Origin of the sequence: Streptomyces sp. NPDC093065, assembly GCF_044754585.1 — a bacterium.
In the GTDB taxonomy this organism is placed as follows: domain Bacteria; phylum Actinomycetota; class Actinomycetes; order Streptomycetales; family Streptomycetaceae; genus Streptomyces.
Genome location: NZ_JBIVPJ010000039.1, coordinates 1 through 22,090, shown reverse-complemented (window position 1 = coordinate 22,090; position 22,090 = coordinate 1). Strand labels below are relative to the sequence as shown.

Genomic DNA, 22,090 nt, shown 5'->3' with positions numbered 1-22,090 from the left:
GGTCGGTGGAGTCGGGGGCGACGAGGGCCGCCCTGGAGGTGGTGGAGGCAGCGGAGGAAGGCCCGGCGGTGCCGCGCTCCTCGGCCGCAAAACGGTCACGTTGTCGTCGTCGCCCACTGGTGGCGCTCCCTTGACGGTCAGTCACCGGGTGGGGCATCCTCGCGCGCCCGTGCGCCCGCTCGCCCGAGCGCCCGCATTATGCGCACGCGAGGCAGCCCCGGCCCCGGTGATGATGATGGTGATGATTACTGCGCGTGCTGCTCCTGCTCGCGCTCCTCGGCGAGGGAGCACCAGTTCTGCAGCGTGCGGGCCAGGTGGTCCCACATCTCCGGGTCGCCGTTGCGCTCGGCTCGGGTGGCGAGCGCTCGGGCCTGGTCCCACCAGACGGCGGCGACGCCCTTCGGCCCCCGGGTCTGGTTTGCGGTCTGCCTCGCCTGCAAATGCCGTACGCGGTTCTCGTAGCGGCGCTGCTCGGGGGTGACGACGACCTCGCTCACGCGCCCCTCCGCTGGTCGAACAGGTCGGTGATGCCGCGCGCGGCCGGGGCGGTGCTCGAGGCGGCGGGGGCCGCCGTGGTGTCCTCGGTGGCCGGGGCGAAGGAGGCCGCCGACTTGTGGAGGCTCTTGGCCGTCAGAGCGGCGACCGACGACCGGCGGCCGGCCTTCCTGATCTGCTTGGCTTCGCGCTGCGCGGGGAGGGCCTTGACGTGCGCCTGGTGGGCGGCGAAGGCCAGGCGGACGCGCTCCATGGCGCCCTCCTGCTTCCTGGCGGCCTTGACGGCGGCCCGGAGGTGCTTCTCCACCTTGCGGGCCCGCGCTGGGGCGGACAGGCGGCCGTCGCCGTCGACCACCTCGGAGCGGAGCGCGGACTGGAACAGGGCCAGGATCTCCTCGTACGCGGCCGCGTCCTGGTGGTGGACGCGCTGCCGGTCCATGGTCCAGGCGGTCAGGACGTCCAGGTCGAGGAGCCTGGAGTAGTCGGCGTCAGGGCGCCGGTTGATCTCGGTCACGGTGTCCTCCGTGGTGTGCCGTAGGGGCATGGCGGCGGGTGGTCCCGCAACCGCGCCCGGCCGTGAGGGGGTGGGCCGGGAACGGCAGCAGCAGCACCAGGCGCACGACGAGGGACGGCCCGGTGTGGGCCGCCCCTCGGTGTGGTGGGTGTCTGTGCTGGTCAGTCGTCGTCGCAGCCGCACGCGCAGCCGGGGCCGACGCACCTCCCGCAGTCCTGGCAGGCGGAACAGGTCCGGCAATGGCCACAGCCGCGGTTGTCGGGAGGCCAGCAGCGGCAGCCGGTGGGCTGCCAGGGGTCGGCGGAGCCGAACAGCCCGAGCTGTCCGGGCACGTTCTCCTCGGGCGCGCGGCGCGGCGCGCGAGGCTTGACGCGGCTGCGGGCCATCAGCGGGCCTCCGGGGTGTAGCCCTCGGCGAGGAGCTGCGCGGCTGCGGTCCGGTACTCCGAGGCCGTCGTCTGGGAGACGGAGCAGGCGGACATGACCGCCTCCAGGGGCAGGTTCTCCGGGTGGCCGGCGCCCTCGGCGAGGATCATCCGGGCCACCTTGCGGATCTTCCGGTCACGCGGGGAGAGGGTCAGTTCGTCCTCCGCTTCGACCGCCGCGCGCTCCGCTTCGGCCGTCCGGCGGCGGGCTTCGGCGGCGGCCCGCTCGGCTTCGGCCACGTCCCGCTGCGCCAGGGCGGCGCGGGCCCGGGACTCCTCCGTGCGGGCTTCGGCGGCCGCCGTGCGGTCCTCCTCTTCGGCCGCGAGGCGGGCCGCTTCGGCTTCACGGGCCCGCGCTTCGGCGGCGGCCTCGTCGGCTTCGGCCGCGCGGCGACGGGCTTCGGCGGCGCGTCCCTCAGCGGCGGCGCGGTCGGCGTCGGCCCGGGCGGCGGCCTCCGACTGGACGGCCTCCGTCTCGGCGGTCGCGGCCCGCTCGGCGGCGGCGACGTCGGCGGCCGCCAGGACCTCCGCGCGGCTGGTCGACGCGTCCACCTCGGTACGGGCGGCCTGGACGGATCCAGCGGCCTTGAGGCGGGCGATCTCGGCCCGGGCGGCCCGGTCGGCCTTGCGGGCCTCCTCGGCGACCCTGGCGTCCTCCTCGGCCTCCCGGAGGGCCTGTGCGCGCTCCTCGGCCTCCCGGGGGAGCGCCAAGGCCTCCGCGACGGTCAGGCCGTACCGCTCCATCGTGAGGGGCAGCCGGGCGTCCGAGGGGGCCTTGCGGGCGCTGCCGTATTCGCGCTCCAGCATGACGCGGTAGACGCGCAGCTCCTTGTCCAGCTCCACGGCCTCCGCGTAGGTGGCGACCGCCCACAGCTTCATGCGGCGCCACAGGGCGAACGTCGGGGCGGGGGCGAGGAACCAGCGGTAGAGCGGGACGCCCGGGCCGTCGTGGGCGTCGGGGCGGACCACGCGGTCAACGGCGGTCTTGCCGACCTCCACGATGGCGATGAACAGCACCGGGACGATGCCGTGGGCGAAGGTGGCCACGTAGTCCAGGGCGGTCCAGGCGCCGGCCGCCGGGGCGGCGCTCGCGGCGTTGAGGACGATCGTGGCGCCGGTCAGCAGCCACACGGGGAAGCGGACCCAGCCGATGGGGCGGCGCAGCCAGGCCATGAGCAGGTCGAGGGCGATCAGGACCAGGATGCCGACGTCGACGCCGACCGTGAACAGCCGGGCCTTGCCCAGGGTGGCGAAGCCGAGCCGGTCGTGCGCGAACGTGGCGACGTGCTCGAAGGAGAGGTAGAGGCCGATCGCGGCGAGCGCCAGGGCGGCGAGGACGATCGCCGCGGCGGTGGTCGACTGCGCTCGGGTGAGCCCGCCGGGGAGGCTCCAGCGGCGGCCCGTGCCCGGAGCCGTCGCGGTCGTCTCCGGAGCCGGGGCGGCCGGGCCCGAAGCGGCGGCCGCCGTGCCCGAAGTCGTCGGCGACGCGTCCGAAGCGGAGCGCGGCGAGGACCGGCCGGGGCCGGTGGGCTGCTTGCTGAGGGGCAGGGTGGTGAGGGTCATCAGGTCCTCCGGGGGATGGTCGGGCGAAGTGTGTCCGAAGCGGCGGCCGCCGTCCCCGAAGCGAGGGGGCGGCGGCCGCCGTGGCGTCCGAAGGGTGGTCAGGTGCGGCCGTCTCGCCCGGCGGTGAGGATCAGGGCGAGGGTGGCGAGGGCGGCGCCGTACGCCGACAGGCAGGTGAGCACCGTGGGCACGGACGGCTGGACGACCGAGACGGCCAGCCACGCCGTGGCGTGCACGGTGAGGACCAGGACGGCGGCGGCCTCGCGGACGGTCAGCCGACGCGGAGGCCGGCGGCGGGTCACCATCGGCGCTGCCGGATGACCCGGCGCCGGGCGGCGGGGTCCCGGGGCAGCGGCGGCATCGGGGTGGGCGTCGGGACCACGACGATGCGGCGGCGCTGCGGGGGGACGGTGCGCTGCGGCTGGTCGGGGCGGTCAGCCACGGCGGCCGCCCTTGCCCTGGCGGACGCGGCGCAGGGCCTCGTCCATGTCCGGGTCGGAGTCGGTGGGGCAGGTGACCAGGTTGTTGGTACGGTCCGTCATGCGTCGTTCCTCCTGGTGATTCGGTTGGTGCGCGCGGGCACGGCCCCCGGTTCAGGCGCTGCTATCGCCTCGGGGGCCGTCGTCGTCTGGTCTGGTCAGCCGCGGGGGCCGGGGAGGCCGGCGGTTCCGCCTCGGTGGCGGGGGCACTGGCAGGGCGGCCAGGGGCCGGGCCCGAGGCCCATCGGCCCCGCGTTCTCCCACGCGGTCTGGTGGTCGACGGCCTCGGTCACGGCGGTGCCGTACGAGCGGCCGCCGTCCGTGCTCACCCGGAGGGTCATCCGGGAGGACTCACCGCCGGGGGTCGGGTGCTCGCGGAGCTGGTCCGGGATGGCGTCGGCCGTGCGTCCGTAGAGCGGCTGGTCGACCGGGTGCGCGTGAACGTCATCGGTCATGCGGTCGGTCCCTTCTGTCGTGCGAAGGCCCCCGGCGGGTGCCGGGGGCCGGTGGGGGGTGAGGTCTGGTCAGGCGGCGAGCTGCGCGGCGGCGGCCTCGTCGGCGGCCGGGAAGGGCACGACGTCGGCGGCGGCCCGGGTGACGCGCAGCGACGGTGCAAGGGCCGCCGGGGCGCTGCTATCGCCCCTGGCGGCCGGGGTGCCGAGTAGGCGCGGCTCCGGCACGACGCGCGTGGCGCGCGAGGTGCTGGACCGCGACGACTCGGAGCCGTCGGGTGCCGGTCTTCACCGCCATGTTTCCGACCTCCCACACGCTCGAAGGCTGGCGGTCCACGGGTTACCGGCGTGGTCCCTGATCTGCGGTTATCAACGTGCTGTCGCTTCCTTCGAGACCACCGTCAGTGCTGTCCCTCCGGGCGCTGAGTGATCACCTCGCTTCGGTGCGTGGTGGCCCCTCTGGGCTTAAGTAGAGCACTACACTTAAGGAATCGCAAGCACTACACTCAAGAGCGTCAGCACGATGAGCAGGAGGGACCGATGGCGACTAGGCGGAAGGGCCGCCCCGGCGGCTATGAGGAAATCGCCGCGCACTTTCGGCGGCTCATGGACTCGGGCGAGTTGTCCCCTGGCGACCCGCTGCCCTCCATGCGCGACGTGTGCGACCAGTTCGGTTCGGCGATCACGACGGTGAACCGGGCGTTCCGGCTCCTCCAGGAGGAGGGCCGGACGGTCTCCAAGCCGGGCGTGGGCACGATCGTCCGGGACATGTCCCGGGTTCGGGTGCCGTTCAGTACGTACGGCGACGTCCTGGCGCCGGGCGGCGATAAGGGCCCTTGGGAGCACGCGACGGCCGCGCAGGGCCTTGACGGCCGGATGCTCGTGGAGGAGCCCGAGGAGGTCGGGGCCCCGGCGGACGTCGCCACACGCCTCGGCATCGAGCCGGGCGCCCTGGTCGTCCACCGGCGGCGCCGCGCCACGATCGGCGAGGACGTCGTCCAGCTCCAAGACGCCTGGTACCCGCTGGAGGTCGCCCGGGCCGCCGGCCTGGACCGGCCGGGGAAGGTCGTGGGCGGTGTCCTCGGTGCCATGACGGGCGCCGGCCTTTCGCCGACGTCCACCGACCACGACGTCGAGGTGTGGGTGCCGTCCGCGCAGCAAGCTGCGGAACTCTCCCTCGGCTCCCGCGTGTCGGTCCTGGTCGTCGAGCGCGTCACCTACGACGCGACGGGCCGTGTCCTGGAACTGACCCGTCACACGGGCGCGGCTGACAGGCTGACGCTGACCTACAAGGGCCTGCCGCTCCGGGCGACCGGGGCCGAGGGGAGCACGTCATGACGAACGAGCTGGACACCGCCAGCGCGGCCGCGCAGGAGACGCTGGAGAGGTCGGCGGCGGAGCTCGTCCACCTCCAGGTCGTGCGGGAGCTGCGCGCCACGCACGGCCTGGTCTACCGGGCGCTGGACGGCATGGAGCCGCCTTACCTGGTGGCGTGGGACGGCCGGTTCGTCGGCGAGGTGCACCGGCACGGCCCGGCCTATCTGCACTCCTGGTACGTCCTGCCGTATGGCGACGACGAGGAGCCGACGGCGAAGTCCCCCGACTTCAGCGGCCGCCCGTTCGGCACGGCCCGGGCCGCCGCCGCATCGCTCAAGCCAGACCAGGCGTAGGCCGGCCCACGGCCGGACGACGAGACCGCCCCCCTTCCGAAGCGATCGGAACGGGGGCGGCTCCATGCCGCACCAGAGCCAAAACCCTCGGAGGATCACCCATGACTCAGCCCCGAAAGCCCTCAGAAGTCGTCTACCTCTTAGGAGCTGAGGGCCTAGACCTGGTGAAGATCGGCACCACGACGGACGTGGACAGGCGAGTCCGTACGATGCAGACCGGCCTGCCGCTGACCCTGTCGGTGCTGTGGACGTGCGAGGGCGGCCGCGACCTTGAGGCGGCGCTCCACCAGGAGTTCCGTAAGCACAACCGGCGGGGCGAGTGGTTCGATCTGACCAGCCTTGGCGACCCGGTCGCCGTCGTGAGCGAGACGGTGCGAAGGCTTGCGCCAGGTCTCGGTCTGCCGATCCCGCCGCCGCGCGTCTCGCCGGACCTGGCTCTAGCTCCCGTGGCTCCCACGATCCCGGGGTGCGTCCGGCTGGAGCGCACCCTGACCGCCCGGATGCTCACCTGGTTCGAGTGCGCAGACTTCGGCCTTCCGCCCTCCGCGGTCAAGCCCGTGACGCTGTACCGGACCATCCAGTACGACGCGAAAGGCGACGTCCTGGCCGTGACGCAGACGCTCGTTGGCGATGGACACGAGCAGCCCGAGGGCTTCGAGCTTCCTCCCGTACGGGGAGGCGGCTGATCGCCTGGCACATAGAGCAGCGCCCCCGCTCCGGGAAGATCGGAGCGGGGGCGCTGTGCTGTGCGGTCAGGAGACGGGACGCACCTCGCGGCGGCGTCGGGCGTCGGCCGGCGAAGTCCGGCGCGGCTGGTGGGCGCGCTCGTCGGGTTCGACGTCGGGGGCCTGGAGGGCGTCCAGCACCAGCTGCGCCACCTCAGGGTTCTGCGCGAAGAAGAACCGCGGGTTCACCCGGTACTCCGCACCGGTGCGGTGGACCAGGCGGAGCGCCATCAGCCGGTTCAGGGCCTCGTACACCGTGGAGACGGAGTTGCCGCAGTCCTTCGCGATCTCCTCTGGGTCGGCGGCGAGCGGTACGTAGAGGGCGCCGTTGACGGTCAGCCACTCCAGGGTGCAGCGCTGCGCGGCGGTCAGGTTGAGCGTGTAGACCGGGTGGGCCATCGTCAGGTCGTCAACGCTGATCTGGGCAGTCACTTGGCGGCCTCCTGGAGGAATCGGCGCAGTTGCACGGGGAGCTGCGCACCGAGGTTGACGGCGGTCTCTACTGCCAGGATCGCCGATGCGTGGGTGGCGGCAGCTGTGGCCTGCGTCTTCTCGGCGAGCTTGCTGCCAGGGGCCATCTCCTCCGCCTCGTCGGCGGCCTCGGCGGCGTCGCGCGCGGTGTCGGTGGCCTTTTGCGCGGCCTTGAGGGCCGTGGCCAGAGCCTTTGCGTCCGGTGCGACGGCCGGTGGGTCCATGCGGGTGCACGCCTTCACATGAGCCTCCCCGCTGCCCTCCCAGAAGCGGCGCGGGTTGAGTTGGTAGGTGCCCGAGCGGGGGCCGCCGATCCTCAGCATGAGGTTCAGCTTCAGCAGGCGAGCGACAGCGGCCTTGACGGTGTTCGGCGTGCTGCACAGGAGCGGGGCCACCTCTGAGGGCTCCAGCCGGACCGGGTTAGCGCAGCCTCCGTGCTGCTTCATCCAGTCGAGGACGTCCCACTCCGTGCCGCTCAGGTTGAGGCTGAAGTTGGGCACCTCGGCACCGTGGCCCTCAAGGGTGTAGCCCTTGCCGTCGAAGGCGTGGGGGACCCGTTGCTTCCGCTCGACCACCTCGCCGGTGGTTGTGTCTACGAGCTCCAGCCGCCGGGCCGCTCTGCGCGTGGCTGCCATGGGTCTCCGTCCAGGTGATGCGTAAGGCACGTTTTTTCGTGCCTTAGCTCCGGTCGTCGGTGCCTTACGGGCGTGATACTACCCATGACTCTCCGAAACAACATGCCTTAGCGCGGCGTGTTGCCGGTGCGTCCTGCATGGCGGAGGAGTCTAAGGCATGTTTTTCCGGGCCGTACGGCACGTTTTTTCGTACCTTACGGCCGCGTTTTCCCAGGTCAGAGGCACCGGCCCCTTCTTGTCTCAGAACGCGCGCGCGTGTTTACCCTCAGTGGTCGCGGTGGTCAATGACCTTGGAGCAGTCTGGCGTGTCGAGCCTTAGCAGCTAGGGGAGGAGCTCGGCCGGCCTCCCGCGTGCAGTCCGAGAGGCGCACCGGGTCGGCGAGTCCTCAGCCCTGGCGGGCTTGCGGGTCCCGACTGATGCCACCTGGTCGTTGCTGGCGGCCGCGGGTCGTCCTCGGCTGGCCGCAAGCAGGGAGGAAGCGTGTCCTGCCGGTGGGGGCGGAGGTACCTCCGTACCGCCGTCGTCGGCGTCCCCGCCGCAGGGGGTTGCCGTTCTGTGGCTGAGGTCGAATCCCCCGCCGTTGATCATCTGTACCGGGGAAGGTCAGCCGACGAGGGGGTGCGCGTGCGCATGATCGTGGGGTAGGGCGTCCAGTAGGTGCCGGGCAGCAGCTCGGGGACCAGGCCCCGGCGGGCGGGGGTCCGGAGGAGCCCGCCGGGGGTGTGCGCAAGGGCGTAGCCCGTAGCCCCGGAGCGTAGCGGAGGGGTCGCTAGTAGGAGGCCGCAACGGCGCGCACCACCCACCGGACAGGGTCCGGCCTCCGGAGGCGACGCACTGCCGGACCGGGCCGCATGGCCCGGTGCCCGACGACGGCGGGTCAGCAGGGAAGAGCCGAACTGGACGGAAGGCGTCCAAGGAGGTCCCTCAACGGCCCTCATGGCGCCGATCTCTCCGTTCGGTGCCCTCGGGTCGTCACGGCGCGCGTCCGGCCGCACACGGTGGCAAGGGCCAGCGTCAACGTAAGGCATGGTTTTTCGTGCCTTAGCTCCGGGAGGTCGTGCCTTATGGACACGAACGGCCAGGCCGGTGATCGAAACAAGGGCGATCCAGAGGGCGGGACTACGCCTAAGAGGCCGCTTTTCGGGGGCTGACCTGCGGGTTCCGTCACGTAAGCGGCTGTTCCTCAGAGCTAAGCGGCGGTATTTCGCCCCTTTGACCTCAGTCGCCCGATGCGGCGGTCCTCGAGGACGCGGGCCCCTACGGCCGGGGGTGACGTCTCAATGATTGTCCCCGGTGGAACGCGCGGCGGGGCATCCTGACGGGGGACAGTAACCTGGGGGAGGGCAGCAGTGGACTTCGCGTTCGTGTGCGGCTGGTGCGGGGAGGACTGCGTCGTGTGGGGCGAACCTGTCGCCTCCTGGTGGACGGACAAGTACCGGGTGCCCGACGACTTCGAGTGCTGGTCGTGCGGAGGCGTCAGCACCTCCCCGCCTCCGCCATGGACGCCCGCCGACTAGACCGCGCGGCGAGCTGGTCGACGTCCACGACACGGCAGGGGACCGGAGCAAGATCAGACGACCGGTGAGGGTGAAGGAGGTTCCCCACCGGGGAGCCCCGGACCTCGAGGACACGCGGCCGCGCGAAGGGCCGGCGGACACGGCGAGGGCCCGGGCCGTGGCAGGAAGACGGCTCACCGGAGGGCCGGTCGAAAGGGGCGAGGGCGGGCGAGCCGGGCATAACCGGAGACGGGTTTCCGGGCGCCGGTTCACCGGTCGCCGGAGGACTGGGCCCCTTTAGTAAGAAGATTAAGTAGCACCATCAAGTAGTTCCGAGGTGTCCTCCGCTTCGCTCCGGACACCTCGGCGGGTGGGTGGCTGGTGTTACCGGAAACCCGCCTTACGCACGCCCGCGCGGGGGACGGTCCAGAAAGTCCAGAAACCCCGCCCGCCGGCGCCGCCGTCCGCGCACCTCTGGCACTCCTGCAGCAGCCCCGGCGAGCACAGCGGTCGTCGCTCTGTTTCCCGGAGATGTGCCGCGCCCGGTACGCCGTCCGCTGCGCGTACTGCCGATCCCGTGGCCCGCGTCGTCCACGTCGACGTGTGTGGCCGAAGGGGCTCGCCGCAGTCGCCGGCGCTTTGTGCAGCGCTGCACGGGCGCCAAGGGCACCCTCTGTCCGGCCGAGGTGTCGGCATTCTGTCGATTCACGGCAAGGGCCTCACCTTCGGCAGTACTCCGTTGAGCATCTACCGGCGAAGGGCGACGACAAGTTCGGCAACTCGTGGGGGCAAGCCTGTGCTCGTAAGGCGTACGGAAGCTGTGGTTCCGAGTAGTGACCAAGATGTCAGCCGCCTCCACGAGGGCGGCTCAGGGGTGCGATTCTCCGCGGCTATGGCGCGGCACAGACATATCTCGCGCAGTTGTCGGCGCGTGCAAAAGGGCAGTTCAGCGACCTCTGAACGCCTGGCGTCGGGGCCGTTCGCGGCGAGCGCGGCGCGGCGGCGGTTGTCGTCGTTCAGCGCGTCATGCGTAGGCTTCTCCTAGACCGGCAGCACCAGCGTCAATTCAGCCCCCGCCGGGCCAAGTTCGACGCTGACCGCGCCAACGGACGCTGCTGGTCGACGCATAGTCCGAACGCCCTCTACACCCGGGAGGAAAACGACCAGCGGCCCCCTGCGCCAACAGGGGGCCGCCCGCATAGTCCGACAGTCCTCCACCCGATCTGTGCTGCGAGAAGCCTCAAACCGATTGGATATGAACCATCGTTACCCTCACTGAGCCTACGGGCCCGGGCCCGTACGAGTCGAGTCGAGTAGGCCCTGAAACGGGTGAATGCTCCCAATTTGGCACTCTGCTTGTGTGGTGCCACGCTCGGCGTTTCTGCTTCCAGGAGCGGTCTTCCAGCCCCGTTATGGAGGCCGGCCTGTGATCCTCCTGCCGTTCATCGTCGCCCTCGCCCTCGCGGGTGTGGGCGTCTATGCCGCTTACCGCAACCCGGCTCTCGGCACCGCCATCCTGGTCGGAGTCGGGATCCTGGGGGTGCTCTACGTCGTCCTGGTGACCGATCCGACCACGTTCCCGGCGGACGCTCCGCCTTCCTTCACCGCCCCGGCGGAACGGCCTGACGAGGCATATGCGGAGCAAGGAACAGCGCCCATCCCGTCGGTAGACCACGGCCCGTAGCGCGCGGACTCGGTGAGGCCCGGCAGCTCCATCTCGCCGCCGGGCCTCACCCACGTACGAGACACGCATCCCCTGATGGGCTTACGTGTCGTCGGCCGCCTGATCCCCGGAGGTGTCCCGCATCCGGTACGCCGTCCGGCTCGCGTACTGGCGCAGCTCGTGCCGTAGGTGCTCGCCCCGGCCGGGGTCGTACAGCAGCGCGGCCGCGAGGACCCCGCCGCCAACCCGGTCGTAGATCTGCCGTTGCTGAGCCACGGCGGCCTCCAGGGTGGCGATGGCCTCCGCGCCCTCGTCCACCTCGTCCTGACTGACGCCGCCCTGGTCCTCGTAGTCCTGGTCGGCCTGGTGCTCGTCGGCGGCCTGCGTCGGCACCTTCGGCTCGGGCGGGGCGAGCCGGGGGGCGCGGCCGTCGGCGGCCGCCACGGTGAGGACGTCGCGCACCTGGTCCGGCTGGGCGAGGTGCTTCGGCGGAGGCAGCGCTGCCCGGGCCTCCGAGAGGTCCGCCGCCGTCACCCGCCGGTCGCCGCGCAGCTCCTTGACCCCCCGGTACAGGGAGACGGTCACCTCGGGTCCGTACTCCTTGAGCACGGGCGCCAGCTCGCGGGCCTGGCCCTCGTTGATGTCTCCAATTGGAGACACGAGGGCGGCCGGTTGCCATCCCTCGATCATCCGGTAGGCGTGGGCCCGCTTCATGTCCCACACCTCGACCACGTAGTCCGCGAACGTCTCGTGCGTCTCCCGGTACAGGCGGCCGCGGTTAATGACCTCCAGCGCCTTGCCCGCGACGATGACGGACCGCCGGAAACCGTGGAGGGCCCGCTCGCACACATCCAGGTATCCGCGCTCCTGGTCGTTCAGCGGCGTCGTGACGGTCTCCGCGACGTCGTACGGCGTGGGGAGCTGCTGCACGGTGAGGGGCGTCGACAGGTCCGCGCCGGTCAGCGAAGCGACCACCCCGGCGGACCGCGCGGCCGCGGGCTCCTCCTCGGGGTCGGCCTCCAGCTCGTCGACGTCGTCCGGCTCGGCGCTCCTGGTCGACGGGAGGGCGAGGGAGCGGCGGCTCATGCGGCGGCCCCCTGAACAGGCAGGATGACGGCGGCGGCCTGGTCGTAGTCCCCGGCCGGCGCCGCCTCGGGCGCGTACAGCCGGATCGGCTGCTCAGCGAGCGGGGCCTCCGCCGCCCGGATGCTGCGCCGGATCGGGATGACGGACGCCTCCGGGTAGTCCTCGCTCACCTTCGCGGCGAGCTGCCGGGCAAAGGTTGACTTGTCCCACGCGGTCAGCAGGACGGCCCCGACCCGGAGCTTCGGGTTCGTCTTTCGCTGCACGCTGCGGATCGTCTTGTGCAGGGACGCCATGCCCTTCATGTCCAGGCCTCCGACCTTGATGGGCACCAGGGCCTCGTCCCCGGCCGTGAGCGCGGCGACGGTGACCAGACCGAGGGACGGCGCCGCGTCGATCAGCGTCACGTCGTACGGGGAGCGTCCGCCGGCCTCCTCCGCCTCCTGCGCCAGGGCGGCGGCCAGGCCCTGCTCCGCGCCGATCGGCCGCTCGTACTCCACGCGCTGGAGGTCGGCCCCGGACGGTACGACGTCCACCCCGGCGAACAGCGTCGGGTAGGTGGCCTCCGCCAGGGTGCAGTCCTCGAAGAACACGGACCGCAGCGAGTGCCGCGGGCTGCCCTCCGGGTACTGAGGCAGCAGCCACACCGACAGGGCCGCCTCCTGGTGGTCGGCGTCGATGACGCGGACCCGGAGGCCGGCCGCAGCCCATGCGGCAGCGAGCTCCACGGTCGTCGTCGTCTTCCCGGCCCCGCCCTTCTGGTTCACCACGACGAACACCCGGGGCGCGGACGCCTGCCGGAAGGTCGGCGGTACGAGGATCTGCGGACGCCAGGACTGATACGGGGTGTCGGCGTCCCACCCGGTGACGATCTCCAGCCGGTCCCCCGGCGGACTGTTCAGCGACGGCAGGGCCGTCCGTGGTGATTCGGTCATGCCCCGGAACCTAACCCTCCTGAGGGGCAGCAACGCCAGTCACCCGGTCGACGCGACCTCAAACCGGTACGGTAAGGGCTCGCCTGGCCCCCGCACCGGCGTCTTCGGACCCTTCCCTGCTCCGAGGGAATGCGTCGGCACCGTGACATGCTGCCGAAAGCCTGGGCTGCAGCAGTCCCGGTATGACCTTTCCACCCACACGGACGGCGCACTCGGTAAACGCCTGAGAGCGCCCCCAGGCTGGCCGTTATCACCGGTGCATGCTCAAGTCTGTGCTGCGCGGCCTGGCTGCCGCCTCCATCGCTGTCCTGCCCCTCACTGCTGCCGCGCCCGCCCGCGCGGCGGAGACGCTCCCGCTGGCCGAAGCCGTCACGCTTTTGCCGGTGGACACCGAGTCCCGCGACGGTTACGACCGTGATGCCTTCCGCCACTGGAACAGCGGGGACGACCCGGCCGACGGCTGTAACACGCGGAAGGAGGTGTTGATCTCCGAGGCCGTTGAGCCGCCTACGGTGGAGTCACGGTGTCGCTTGTCGGGCGGGCGCTGGTGGTCGTACTACGACCAGGTGTGGGTGACGTCGGCCTCCGGGCTGGACATCGACCACATGGTGCCACTTGCGGAAAGTTGGGACAGCGGTGCATCCACGTGGTCACCGCAGCGCCGCGAGGCATACGCCAACGACCAGGGTGCGACGACGAGCCTGGTCGCGGTCACCGCCCGCTCGAACCGGTCCAAGGCTGACCAGGACCCTGCCGAGTGGCTGCCGCCGGCCGAGGAGGTGCACTGCCGGTACGTCGCGGAGTGGGTGGGAACGAAGCTTCGCTGGAGCCTCTCGGCTGATGAAACCGAGGCGGCAGCCCTGCGCGAGACGGCAGCCGACTGCCCGGACCAGCGTGTGACCTACGAGCCGGCTGCGTAGCAAGTACCCGGCGGCCGCCGTGCACGCGGAGGCCCCGCTCCCGCTGCGGACCGCCGGCATCCCGCACTCACGGTTGTTCCGCCACCACTACGGTCTTCGGCAAACGCCACCCAGCCCGTCCTTGTGGAACGTCGGGCGGCGGACACGACGAGGGGCCCGTGCCAACCTCCCCAGCACGGGCCCCTCGGTCTGCTCGGTCAGGCGACGTCCAAGAGGACGGCGGTCACGAACGCCTCCGCCTGGTCCTGTGACCACTTCCCGTACGGCACGCTGGCCTGCGTCAGGGAGTGCCGTAGGCAGCGTGCCCCGTCCGGCAAAGGCACGGGGTGGCGGTCACCCTCATCCGCGGCATCCTGCAGCGCCCGCCGGGCCACACGTACAGCCGTCTGCGGATCCACCGAGTAGATCCACTTCAGGGCCGTGATGACGTTCACGTAGAGGTCGGTGAAACGAAGGTCCGCGGTGCCGTACTGCTGACCGTGGTGGCGCAGGTTCAACGCCAGGGCGTGCCCGATGGCGCCAAGCACGCCAGAGGGGAAGTCGCTCACGGGGTCCTCCATCAGTACTCGGTCGGATGGGGACGGTTGTGCACGGCGCGGTCCTCCACGGCTTCCAGCGCGGCCGTGGCGTCCTCGCCCCGGGCGAGCGTGCCCAGCAGAGAGCCGACCCCGGCGAGCCCGTTGTAGAGGCACACGGGCGCCTCATCGTCGGCGGGCAGCTCCGCCGGGACGGTGCACAGGTTGAACCCGGCGAGGGACTTGCGGCCCATGGCCCGGCGGATCTCCCCCGCCGTGACGGCCAGGAAGCCGTTCGACTCGAAGGTGACCCGGCGCATCAGGTCGACGTCCCGAAAGCCGCTGGTCGCCCGGATGCTGCTTGGTCCCTGGCGCTGCGGCCAGTCGTACCGGTACTGGAGGGTCCGGGCGGCTTCCGCGAGGTTCGGCGCGTGCTCGGCCTGCCCGTTCACCACGGCGACGGCCAAGACCCGCACCTCCTCCAGGAGGTCCGCGGCCTTCCACTCGTTGTAGTCGGCGGCCGGCCCCGGCCGCTTCCGGCCTTCGGGCACCGGCATGCCGAGCACGGCCGCCGACTCGTCGTCGCCCAGTTCGCACAGCGCAAGGACAACGGCGTGCCGGTCGTCGTCCAGCCCGGGCGGCCGGCGCTGGCCCTTGGCGACGTCGCCCTGATACAGCCGGTGCTGTCCCTCCGCCCATTCATGCAGCAGCAGCCGCGCCTCGTCGGGGGGCACGTCCAACGCGGCCGCCACCTCGGACCAGGAGGCCCCCAGCTCCATGGCCTCGAGGACGCGGACGCCCCGGCCGTGCTCCATGTCCCGGCGAATGGACTCCCGCAGGGCGATGACGGCGAGGGCGTCGTCCGCGTCGCCGCGCTGTACCGGGTGCGGGTAGTGCTCGGGCAGCCGGTTGTTCATCAGGCGGTCCTCGTGCTCGCCATGCTTGTCGAGCTGCCAGGCGAGGGGCGTAGCGGCGGGGACGTCGCCAGGGCGGCGGACCTCCAAGGCCTTCCACCGGGCGTGTTCGTCGGTCGTCATGAGGTCGTCCTCCTGGACGTGGTCGGTGATTTGGTCGGTGCGTCAGGGGCTAGAACGGCGGGCTATCCGGGTCGGCCGGCGCGGCACGCTCGGGCCAGATCCGCAGGGCGACGTCCTCGTCAGCGGGCGTTGGGCCGCCGTGGACGGCGATGGCCTCTTGGTCCTCGGGGCGGTGGCCGCCGTCGCGGAGGATCGCCCGGGCGGTGGCGATGACGTGGGCGTCGCCCTCGCACGGGCCGGATGCGACCAGGCGTCGTGCGGCGGACAGCAGGGCCTCGCTCATCCACCGCAGGACGTGCCGGTCCAGGCCCTCCAGGGCGGAGACGTCGACCAGGCGCGTCAGCGGCCCCTCACGGTCCCCAGAGGTGTCGACGTCCTCACTCACGCGGATCTCCAGTACCGGGGCGGAGCCCGGGCCGAAGGAGTGCGCGGCGAGGGAGCGGCACAGGGAGGCGGCCGCCAGGACGTCCAGGACGGGGTTTGGCTCGAAGGGGTTCGGGCGTACCGCGAAGGTGCCGGAGCCGGGCACGGTCCGGATGAGGCCGGCGGACGCGAGCTTGCTCAGGGCGACAGTCGCGGTCTGCTTGGCGACGCCGTACGACGTCATGAGCTTGGACTGCGACGGCAGGCGTTCCCCGGGTCGGATGATCCGCTGGTGGATTGCCAGGGCGAGGTCACCGGCGATCCGCTCGGCTGGTGTCTCGGTGAGTGCGGGCATGTGCTCACAGTAGCCAACCTGCCTACTTCATCTAGGTAGGTTGGAGAAGCTACCCACGAGGAACATGGAGTGGGCACCGGGGCGCGGTAGCATCCAGCCCGGCAAGATGCGTACGCCGTCCGCCGACACTCGCGCCCACGCCGCAGGTGATCGTCCGGCCAAGGTCCTGCGGGGCCCGCCTCCACCGGTAGCACCTCGATCCGGCGGGAGCGTGGGAGACCGCCAGGAGCGAGCAGCACAGATGCCAAGGAAGCAGTCGACGGCCGCGCAGAGGGCCCGCCAACGGCAGGCGTTGACCGGCGAGAAGTACACGGCCGCCCTCCGAGCCGAGACCCGTCCCACCCTCCCCCACCACATGTTCAGCGCGGCCGGCGCCGGTTGGGCGCCCATCACCCAGCGGGCGGAGCGCGAACTGGATGAAGTCTGGCCCGACCACCCCCGGCCCCACTGGGAGGAGAAGTTCGGCGACCTCTGCTGGAAGGGAACCCCCTGGAGCCAGGGCCCGGAAGTGTGGGCGGTGATCAACAGGGCCGCTCGGGAAGCAGCCTTCACCTGCCAGATCTGTCCGTCCCTAGGCCGCAAGCGCGTCGTCTGGGTCGGTGAGGAGTGGGGTGGCATGCCGTGGGTCAAAACCTGCTGCGACGCCTGCTGGTACGTGCCGTCATGGGCCCGCACCGACCGGGAGTATCTGCGGCTCGTCGCGCAGTACGAGGAACACGGCTGACGATGCACCCGGTGGGCGTGAGGGGGACAGCTCTCCCCCTCACGCCCGGGTCTCCACGTCGATGCCGTGGTGCCTGCGCTCTGTGGCGTCCGAGACGGCAGAATCCCCGCCATGAATGTGTTGCTGCCCGCAGTGTTTGGCCTACTCGGTGCCGCAGTCGGCGCCATCGCTGCGATCTGGGGCGCGAAGCGGACGGCAGACGCCGCGATAGAGCAGGTCTTCCATCAGCATGAGTTCGAACGGGAGCGCTGGCGCAAGGAACAACGGCAGCAGGCATACGTCGCTTACCTGGAAGCGGTAGACGTCCTCAAGACCCTCGTCGAGTCCCTCGCCGTGCGAGTCGACACAGGGCGCTCCATCGATGTGCAGGAGTGGGTACAGATGGACGACGCGGACGTGGCTCTCATGCGCGCAGCGGACAGGATCACGCTGACCGGACCGCAGCGAGTGGCAGCCGCAGCCAGCGAACTCAGCACCGCGTACTCCGACATCTGCAGTGCCCTGCTCCCCGCAGAGGGGCGGTCAGCCGAGATCCGTTATGCCGAGTACCGAGAACGTGAAAGGGCCCGACACCCGGCATACGTGGATTTCCGTCGCGAGGCTCAGGTTGCTCTCGGATTCGAGGACCCACCCTCACGGTGACGAACGGTCCCGCTGCACGTCGCCTCCTTCCTATCGGCCGATCTCTGCCCCGCTCACCCGGGCCTTCTCCATGACCGCAAGTTCGGTTTCCATAGGCACGGCGAAGCCTTTGCTGACGAGGTAGCAGTCGCCGTTGTTGTCCTGTTTCACCACGAGATAGGGGTGACTCCTGCCGGACCAGGGCAGGGCGCCCACATACGGCTCGTGGCGGAAGTCGCCCTCCCAGCCCCAGCGTACGGAACGGCTCACGTGTTCCAAGGCCTTCATCGCGCCGTCGACCCACTCCAGGCGCTCTCTGGCCTGCTCGATGGCGTGATCGAGGTCCCACGGGTTGTTGATCGTCATAGCCGTAGGCGAGGACAGATACCGGCTGACAGGGACCATTCCGTCGAAGAAGTCGACGGCTGGAACCTGCTGGACGTACCAGTCTGTGTTCATGGCGGCTGATCATAGGAGCGTTGGCAGTAGCGCTGACGCCCGACGGATTATGGCGCCGCGGCCGACCCACCTGGAATGCGGCAGCTGCGGTGAGCGCCGAAGGTGGCCCCATGGCGATTGTCGTGCTGCGCGAGCTGCGCAAGGAACTCTCCGAGGACTTCGGCCCGGGTGATCCCGTCTCGCTGATCGAGGCGGTACACGCGGCACCAGCCGAGCCGGACACCCCCGGCGACGTGGACGATCGGACGTTCTGCGGCAAGCCGACCCAGGACATGGAGCGGGTGAACTACCGGCCCGCAGGACCGGGCGCATCGTGGCTGCCGCCCAACATGCACGAATGGGAGTGCCGCGACTGCGCCGCCGCGCTCCGGTCGCAGTAGAGGGCCCACCGCTTCAGCGATGGGCCCTCATGGGATAACCGTCCGAGTGGGCGGACAGAGGCCGATGCCAACTTGGCCAAACAACGAGGGGGTCATGGCCTTGCAGGCCATGACCCCCTCGTCAAACCGTACTCACCTCATGTACTGCTGCCGCGAGAACCGTCGCAGTATGCGTCCCAGCCTCACATGATCTCTCGGCGTGAGCTGGTGAGACGTCGTAAGTGTGGTGACGTAGCTGGCCAGCTCCCGGAGCAGTTCCTCCGACACGTCATCCCGGGCGAGCGGATCCCGCCCAGGCAGATACCGGCTCAGTGTTGCCCGCGAGACGGTGGCGAAGACGCCCTCCGGCGAGTCCGCTACGAGATGCATCCGCTCGTTCACCGCTGTCCAGACCTCCGACCACATGGCGTCCTGGTCGGTGATCCCGCATCCATGGATGAAGGCGAGCAGTTGCCGCTCGTCCACCGGCGTCGTCTGCCGACTGACGATCCTGCTGATGGTGCTGATCGGCAGCGCGAGCGGCTCACCGCTCTTCTCCTGGATCTCGCGCAGCGAAGGTGCCCCGGCAAGTTCGTACACGTACTCCAGGGCACGACTCAGGTCACGCTGATCACTGATGAGCTTCGGGTTAGGGGCACGGAGCGTGCCCAGGACGCCCCGTGCCTCGATCCTCGCCTCGATGCGCAGTCGCAGCAGCCCCGCCAGCTCTTCGTGACTGCGGCCGCAACCGGTGGCGAATGCCACGATGGTCTTCTCCTTCGGCACGTTCTTGCCGGAGGCCGCCCTCTGCAAAGTGACGCGCGAGACATCCGTGATCTCGGCGAGCGCTGCGTAAGTCAGTCCCGCATAACCGAGGTACATGCGGAGCTGGGTAGCGAGGACGGCCAGGGTCGTGTTCTCCGTGGCGACTGGGTTGGAAGGCCTTCCCATGATCTCGCCTCGGCCTTACTGGCCGTTCGAGAGCACGGCCCGGATGGCGCGACCGAGGGCGCCGCCGGCGGCGGATGCCATACGCCGTCCACTGGTCACGAGGAGCATGATGCTCGCGCCGATTCCTCCACACCCTCCGAGGAGCTGCAGGATCTGGTCGGTCTCCATGCGCCCGACCAAGTGGAGGACACAGCCCAGCGCGGGAAAGGTGATGATCAGCAGCGCGTGCGCCATGGTCAGCCGGGAGTGCTGGGGGACGGTGGCCTGCTGGTTGTCGTTCTGGGCCTTGGCGGCCTCGACCATACGGTTTCGTACGGGGGCGCCGGTGTTCTTGGACATATGGAGTCCTTGCGGTGAGGGAGGGCGCCGGCCTCGCGACTCGACGCCCTCCGCCTACTGGGTGCAACCCGCGGGTGCTACGGGGCGCAGTTGGCGCTGCTCCCGTACACGGGTCTCACCAGTGTTCCAGCATGGCGACCGACTTCGCTCATAGGCCCTATGCCAACTAAGCCCATATAAGGGACATTTGACGCTTGATTAGTTCAGTGTCGAGCCAGTAGGTGCGGAAGTACCCCGGCGCGAGTAGGATTCGGCAGCTTCTGAACCGAGATCAGGCAGGAAACGGCCTGGAAACACATTCCGCCGTCAACGTGTCTGGTGCCTCGAACTGCCTGTTTGGAGGGTTCAAACAGGCTCTACACCAGCGCTCCGGGTGATTGGTTCAGTTTTGTGCACGTCATCTTTGCGTCGATGCCACTCGACGAGGCACTGTTGGGGCGCAACTGAGTCCCCCGAGAGGACATGGGGAGTCCTGCCTACTGGGTGCAACCAAAAACAGGCCCCCGGACTCAGTGCGGCTGGCCACGCGTTGGCGCGCAAGGTCACCGCCACGCCGGAGCCGGTGCTCCCGGCCCATTAGGCCGGGAGCACCGGCTCCCGGTACAGGAAGTAGCTCACAACCATACAGAGGTTCCCAGTGCCCAACCGGCCGCCAGGTACCGAGAATTCGGCACCACACCAGTTGAGACAGCCGACGACGAAGGGCCCGCCAGCAGAGACTGGCGGGCCCTTCGTTTTGTCGGCATAGGCGACTCGCGGCAAGTTTGGCGTTCACGGAGCTCTCGTGACCTGACGGTCACAGACCGATGCCGACGAGGGGGGAGTTCTTCACGCGGTCGACGTCGTCCATGTACCGGGCGAGGACGCGGGAGCCGTCGACCCAGCCGCCCGCCCGGGCGATCTCCAGCGGGTCGTGTCCGGCGGCGCGGGCGGCGGTGGCGAAGCCGCGGCGCAGGGAGTGCCCGGACCAGTCGCCGGACAGGCCGGCGGCGACGGCCAGGCGCTCGATCACCTCGGCGGCGGCCTCCGCCGTCATCCGCCCGGCCGGGTCCCCGATGGGGCGGCCGCGGCGAGTCAGCGGCGGGGCGAGGCGGTCCCACCGGTCGACGCGGACGAACAGCGGGCCATCGGTGCGTCCGGCGGCCGCGAGGGCGGCGAGGTAGGCGCGCAGGGCCCGCACGGGGCAGGTGGCCGGGTCGGTGCCGTACAGGACCGGGTTGGGGGTGTGCTTGCGGACCTTCTTCCGGTACAGCGTCACGTCGAACCCGTGCTCCGCCTCGGTCACCGTGTCGACGTCCAGGGCGACCAGTTCGGAGACGCGGGCCGCCGTGGCGAAGCCGAGGAGGACCAGGGCCGCGTTCCGCTTCCCGGCGAGGGTGGAGCGGTCGACCCCGGCGAGCATGGCGCGGATCTGCGGGGGGAGGGCGGCGGTCGCCTGGCGGGCCTGCGCGGCCTCCGCCTTCTCCACGGCGAGCCGGTCCTTGTAGGCGTTGAGGACGGCCCGGGCGCCGCGCATGTTCGGCTTCGCCCGCCCTTGCTCCTCGTGCCAGGACGTCACGGCGGACATGGCCCGCTCGATGGTCGACGGACCAGCGGGCCGCCTCGTGCGGGGGCGGGGCGTGACGGTCAGGTGCCGCACCCACTCCGCCATCGTCTCCGCCGACGCGGGGACGGCCGTGCGGTCCTCCGCCTGGCACCAGGAGGCGAACGCGGCCCGGTCGGTGCCGTACGCGCGGCGGGTGGAGTCGGCGACGCTCGCCTCGATGGCGGCGACGGTCTCGGGGGACAGGTGCCGGTCCCGGCCCGTGGGGACGACGACGGAGGCGCCGGCCGTCTCGTCGTCCACCAGCTCCGCCTCCACGACGTCGGCGGCCGCCGTGACGATGGCAAGCTGGCCGGCCGTCCTGCCGCTCACGCGCGGACCCCGACCTGCTGCATGGCGGACTCGGCCGTCTCGCACGGCCAGCGCGTCCCGCATCCCTGGCACGCCGGCTCGGGCCCCTCCGCGGGCGGATGCTCCTTGAGGATCTTTCTGGTGACGTCCCAGAAGACGGCGTGCCCGGCGGTGGACGGCTCCCGGCTCGCGCCGGGGAGCGCGGTCAGGGCCCGCTGGTAGCGGTTCTGCTCGGCGGTCTCGTCCCTCACTGACCCTCCCTCAGTCTGGCTCTAGAGAAGGAACATTATCAAGAGCCAGGACCCGCCGGACGAATCCGCCGCCACGACCAAATGAATCGGTCCCCAAAGTTTTCCGCGCATCACGCGCGATGTCTTTTCCATCCCCCGCTACGTCGTGCCGAAGGCAAGCCGATATGACAGGGGGCGGGGCTCATGACACCACAGCGAATGATCGAACAGCTCAAGAGGGCTGATTCAGCGCGAATCGGCATGATTCCGGACGAGGACCCGAGGGCTCGGGCGGAGCGGCAGCGCGCCGAGGACGCCGTGCTCGTCGAGCGGCTGCGCCGGGCCGGCTTCCGCGGCCCGGAGATGGAGCTGACACAAGAGCGGTTGTGGGCATACGCCACGGTTACGTTGAACGCCTGGTGCTCCAACCGGAAGATCGTGGAACGCGTCCGGGCGTCGACACCTGCCCACGCGGAGTTCGACATCGACCCCCGGCACGGGGACGTCCTGCGCACCGACCCACAGGAGCGCATCGACCTCGTCCTCACCGCAGTCAGCGGCGCCTGGCCCGCCTTCTTCAAGCACGCGCTGCAGGAGGGCGGGTGGAATGCACGGTGGAAGCCGGAGGACTCCGAGCCCACCGGCGGCCGACGACCCTCGGCCGCCGGTCTGCGCACCTACTTCACCCGCGGGGCCCTGCAGTCCTTCCCACGCCAC

Annotated in this window: 29 protein-coding genes; 10 read left to right on the top strand and 19 right to left on the bottom strand. The window is 70.8% G+C overall.

Features of this window, described 5'->3' with window-relative positions:
• Window positions 1-245: 245 nt before the first annotated feature.
• From ACIQFU_RS37240 to ACIQFU_RS37210, 7 genes are all read right to left on the bottom strand, one after another.
• Window positions 246-497 carry a hypothetical protein gene (locus tag ACIQFU_RS37240; protein ID WP_402557705.1) on the bottom strand — a complete coding sequence of 84 codons (252 nt, stop codon included), beginning with the start codon at window positions 495-497 and terminating at the stop codon, window positions 246-248.
• Complete coding sequence (locus ACIQFU_RS37235; RefSeq protein ID WP_402557704.1) at window positions 494-1,009, bottom strand: hypothetical protein; 516 nt, start codon at window positions 1,007-1,009, stop codon at window positions 494-496. The genes ACIQFU_RS37240 and ACIQFU_RS37235 overlap by 4 nt, the downstream gene beginning before the upstream one ends.
• 385 nt (window positions 1,010-1,394) lie before the next feature.
• Entirely contained in the window at window positions 1,395-2,996 is a 1,602-nt protein-coding gene (locus tag ACIQFU_RS37230; protein ID WP_402557702.1) for a DUF2637 domain-containing protein, read from the bottom strand.
• A gap of 98 nt (window positions 2,997-3,094) precedes the next feature.
• Entirely contained in the window at window positions 3,095-3,301 is a 207-nt protein-coding gene (locus ACIQFU_RS37225) for a hypothetical protein (RefSeq protein ID WP_402557700.1), read from the bottom strand.
• A complete protein-coding gene (locus ACIQFU_RS37220) occupies window positions 3,295-3,438 on the bottom strand; it encodes a hypothetical protein (protein WP_402557698.1) in 144 nt (47 codons plus the stop codon). The genes ACIQFU_RS37225 and ACIQFU_RS37220 overlap by 7 nt, the downstream gene beginning before the upstream one ends.
• Window positions 3,439-3,633: 195 nt before the next feature.
• Complete coding sequence (locus ACIQFU_RS37215; protein WP_402557696.1) at window positions 3,634-3,930, bottom strand: hypothetical protein; 297 nt, start codon at window positions 3,928-3,930, stop codon at window positions 3,634-3,636.
• Window positions 3,931-3,999: 69 nt separating this feature from the next.
• Window positions 4,000-4,155, bottom strand: a complete 156-nt coding sequence (locus tag ACIQFU_RS37210; protein ID WP_402557695.1) for a hypothetical protein — start codon at window positions 4,153-4,155, stop codon at window positions 4,000-4,002.
• Between the two features lie 312 nt (window positions 4,156-4,467).
• On the opposite strand from ACIQFU_RS37210, the gene ACIQFU_RS37205 reads away from it, so the two are divergent.
• The 3 genes from ACIQFU_RS37205 (at window position 4,468) to ACIQFU_RS37195 (ending at window position 6,283) form a co-directional block, all read left to right on the top strand.
• Window positions 4,468-5,265: a GntR family transcriptional regulator gene (locus ACIQFU_RS37205; RefSeq protein ID WP_402557694.1), complete on the top strand. Its 798-nt coding sequence runs from the start codon at window positions 4,468-4,470 to the stop codon at window positions 5,263-5,265.
• Window positions 5,262-5,597, top strand: a complete 336-nt coding sequence (locus ACIQFU_RS37200) for a hypothetical protein (protein ID WP_402557692.1) — start codon at window positions 5,262-5,264, stop codon at window positions 5,595-5,597. The genes ACIQFU_RS37205 and ACIQFU_RS37200 overlap by 4 nt, the downstream gene beginning before the upstream one ends.
• A 101-nt stretch (window positions 5,598-5,698) precedes the next feature.
• The gene (locus tag ACIQFU_RS37195) at window positions 5,699-6,283 is read left to right on the top strand and encodes a GIY-YIG nuclease family protein (protein WP_402557690.1); all 585 of its coding nucleotides are present in this window, start codon (window positions 5,699-5,701) and stop codon (window positions 6,281-6,283) included.
• Window positions 6,284-6,349: 66 nt separating this feature from the next.
• Here the strand turns inward: ACIQFU_RS37195 and ACIQFU_RS37190 are convergent, their stop codons facing one another.
• Together ACIQFU_RS37190 and ACIQFU_RS37185 are read right to left on the bottom strand one after the other, a co-directional pair.
• The gene (locus ACIQFU_RS37190) at window positions 6,350-6,754 is read right to left on the bottom strand and encodes a MarR family transcriptional regulator (protein ID WP_402557688.1); all 405 of its coding nucleotides are present in this window, start codon (window positions 6,752-6,754) and stop codon (window positions 6,350-6,352) included.
• A complete protein-coding gene (locus ACIQFU_RS37185) occupies window positions 6,751-7,428 on the bottom strand; it encodes a hypothetical protein (protein ID WP_402557686.1) in 678 nt (225 codons plus the stop codon). Before ACIQFU_RS37185 ends, ACIQFU_RS37190 begins: the two co-directional genes overlap by 4 nt.
• A 1,350-nt stretch (window positions 7,429-8,778) precedes the next feature.
• On the opposite strand from ACIQFU_RS37185, the gene ACIQFU_RS37180 reads away from it, so the two are divergent.
• Window positions 8,779-8,946, top strand: a complete 168-nt coding sequence (locus ACIQFU_RS37180; protein ID WP_402557685.1) for a hypothetical protein — start codon at window positions 8,779-8,781, stop codon at window positions 8,944-8,946.
• A gap of 1,405 nt (window positions 8,947-10,351) precedes the next feature.
• Window positions 10,352-10,609, top strand: a complete 258-nt coding sequence (locus ACIQFU_RS37175; RefSeq protein ID WP_402557683.1) for a hypothetical protein — start codon at window positions 10,352-10,354, stop codon at window positions 10,607-10,609.
• Window positions 10,610-10,690: 81 nt separating this feature from the next.
• On the opposite strand, the gene ACIQFU_RS37170 is transcribed toward ACIQFU_RS37175, so the two are convergent.
• Window positions 10,691-11,674 (bottom strand): hypothetical protein, encoded by a 984-nt coding sequence (locus ACIQFU_RS37170; RefSeq protein ID WP_402557682.1) that lies wholly within the window; start codon window positions 11,672-11,674, stop codon window positions 10,691-10,693.
• On the bottom strand, window positions 11,671-12,606 hold the full coding sequence (locus ACIQFU_RS37165; RefSeq protein ID WP_402557680.1) for a ParA family protein: 936 nt from the start codon (window positions 12,604-12,606) through the stop codon (window positions 11,671-11,673). Before ACIQFU_RS37165 ends, ACIQFU_RS37170 begins: the two co-directional genes overlap by 4 nt.
• 260 nt (window positions 12,607-12,866) lie before the next feature.
• On the opposite strand from ACIQFU_RS37165, the gene ACIQFU_RS37160 reads away from it, so the two are divergent.
• Window positions 12,867-13,526 (top strand): HNH endonuclease family protein, encoded by a 660-nt coding sequence (locus tag ACIQFU_RS37160; protein WP_402557678.1) that lies wholly within the window; start codon window positions 12,867-12,869, stop codon window positions 13,524-13,526.
• A 197-nt stretch (window positions 13,527-13,723) separates the two neighbouring features.
• Here ACIQFU_RS37160 and ACIQFU_RS37155 read toward each other — a convergent pair whose 3' ends face one another.
• Genes ACIQFU_RS37155 through ACIQFU_RS37145 form a run of 3 tightly spaced genes read right to left on the bottom strand, consistent with a single transcriptional unit; the run spans window position 13,724 to window position 15,796 of the window.
• On the bottom strand, window positions 13,724-14,074 hold the full coding sequence (locus tag ACIQFU_RS37155; RefSeq protein WP_402557676.1) for a hypothetical protein: 351 nt from the start codon (window positions 14,072-14,074) through the stop codon (window positions 13,724-13,726).
• An 11-nt stretch (window positions 14,075-14,085) separates the two neighbouring features.
• Complete coding sequence (locus ACIQFU_RS37150) at window positions 14,086-15,078, bottom strand: hypothetical protein (protein WP_402557674.1); 993 nt, start codon at window positions 15,076-15,078, stop codon at window positions 14,086-14,088.
• Window positions 15,079-15,127: 49 nt separating this feature from the next.
• The gene (locus ACIQFU_RS37145; protein WP_402557673.1) at window positions 15,128-15,796 is read right to left on the bottom strand and encodes a winged helix-turn-helix domain-containing protein; all 669 of its coding nucleotides are present in this window, start codon (window positions 15,794-15,796) and stop codon (window positions 15,128-15,130) included.
• A 241-nt stretch (window positions 15,797-16,037) separates the two neighbouring features.
• Between ACIQFU_RS37145 and ACIQFU_RS37140 the strand changes: the two genes are divergently transcribed.
• A complete protein-coding gene (locus ACIQFU_RS37140) occupies window positions 16,038-16,520 on the top strand; it encodes a hypothetical protein (protein ID WP_402557671.1) in 483 nt (160 codons plus the stop codon).
• Window positions 16,521-16,631: 111 nt separating this feature from the next.
• Window positions 16,632-17,162 carry a hypothetical protein gene (locus ACIQFU_RS37135; RefSeq protein ID WP_402557669.1) on the top strand — a complete coding sequence of 177 codons (531 nt, stop codon included), beginning with the start codon at window positions 16,632-16,634 and terminating at the stop codon, window positions 17,160-17,162.
• A 30-nt stretch (window positions 17,163-17,192) separates the two neighbouring features.
• Here ACIQFU_RS37135 and ACIQFU_RS37130 read toward each other — a convergent pair whose 3' ends face one another.
• Entirely contained in the window at window positions 17,193-17,600 is a 408-nt protein-coding gene (locus tag ACIQFU_RS37130; RefSeq protein ID WP_402557668.1) for a hypothetical protein, read from the bottom strand.
• Window positions 17,601-17,710: 110 nt separating this feature from the next.
• On the opposite strand from ACIQFU_RS37130, the gene ACIQFU_RS37125 reads away from it, so the two are divergent.
• Window positions 17,711-17,980: a hypothetical protein gene (locus ACIQFU_RS37125; RefSeq protein ID WP_402557666.1), complete on the top strand. Its 270-nt coding sequence runs from the start codon at window positions 17,711-17,713 to the stop codon at window positions 17,978-17,980.
• A gap of 132 nt (window positions 17,981-18,112) precedes the next feature.
• Here ACIQFU_RS37125 and ACIQFU_RS37120 read toward each other — a convergent pair whose 3' ends face one another.
• The 4 genes from ACIQFU_RS37120 to ACIQFU_RS37105 form a co-directional block, all read right to left on the bottom strand.
• Window positions 18,113-18,910 (bottom strand): helix-turn-helix domain-containing protein, encoded by a 798-nt coding sequence (locus ACIQFU_RS37120; protein ID WP_402557664.1) that lies wholly within the window; start codon window positions 18,908-18,910, stop codon window positions 18,113-18,115.
• A 15-nt stretch (window positions 18,911-18,925) separates the two neighbouring features.
• Complete coding sequence (locus tag ACIQFU_RS37115) at window positions 18,926-19,249, bottom strand: hypothetical protein (RefSeq protein WP_402557662.1); 324 nt, start codon at window positions 19,247-19,249, stop codon at window positions 18,926-18,928.
• 796 nt (window positions 19,250-20,045) lie between these two features.
• A complete protein-coding gene (locus ACIQFU_RS37110) occupies window positions 20,046-21,164 on the bottom strand; it encodes a site-specific integrase (protein WP_402557660.1) in 1,119 nt (372 codons plus the stop codon).
• The gene (locus ACIQFU_RS37105) at window positions 21,161-21,394 is read right to left on the bottom strand and encodes a hypothetical protein (protein WP_402557658.1); all 234 of its coding nucleotides are present in this window, start codon (window positions 21,392-21,394) and stop codon (window positions 21,161-21,163) included. The genes ACIQFU_RS37110 and ACIQFU_RS37105 overlap by 4 nt, the downstream gene beginning before the upstream one ends.
• 183 nt (window positions 21,395-21,577) lie before the next feature.
• On the opposite strand from ACIQFU_RS37105, the gene ACIQFU_RS37100 reads away from it, so the two are divergent.
• A partial coding sequence (locus ACIQFU_RS37100) for a hypothetical protein (RefSeq protein ID WP_402557656.1) occupies window positions 21,578-22,090 on the top strand: 513 nt, incomplete at its 3' end.